Below are 242 nucleotides of genomic sequence, written 5' to 3'. Positions count from 1 at the left end.
TTCATATAAGGCTGCTGCTGTTGTTGATTCATGTATGGTTGCTGAGCTTGTGATTGTTGAGCTTGATTCACATAAGATTGCTGCTGTTGTGGTTGTTGAGCTTGATTCACATAAGATTGCTGCTGTTGTGGTTGTTGAGCTTGATTCACATAAGATTGCTGCTGTTGTGGTTGTTGAGCTTGATTCATAAATGACACTTCAAACGGTTGATAATAATTTTGATTTCCATAATAAGGCTCGAA

At 38.0% G+C, this 242-nt stretch carries 1 pseudogene; it reads right to left on the bottom strand.

Features of this window, described 5'->3' with window-relative positions:
- Positions 1–242: pseudogene (locus tag MR170_RS31695) on the bottom strand (YppG family protein); the annotation flags it as partial.

The organism is Bacillus cereus group sp. BfR-BA-01524 (assembly GCF_022662595.1).
Taxonomy (GTDB): Bacteria; Bacillota; Bacilli; order Bacillales; family Bacillaceae_G; genus Bacillus_A; species Bacillus_A thuringiensis_S.
The sequence above is the reverse complement of the archived record's forward strand: the minus strand, read 5'-3'. Positions and strand labels throughout refer to the sequence as shown.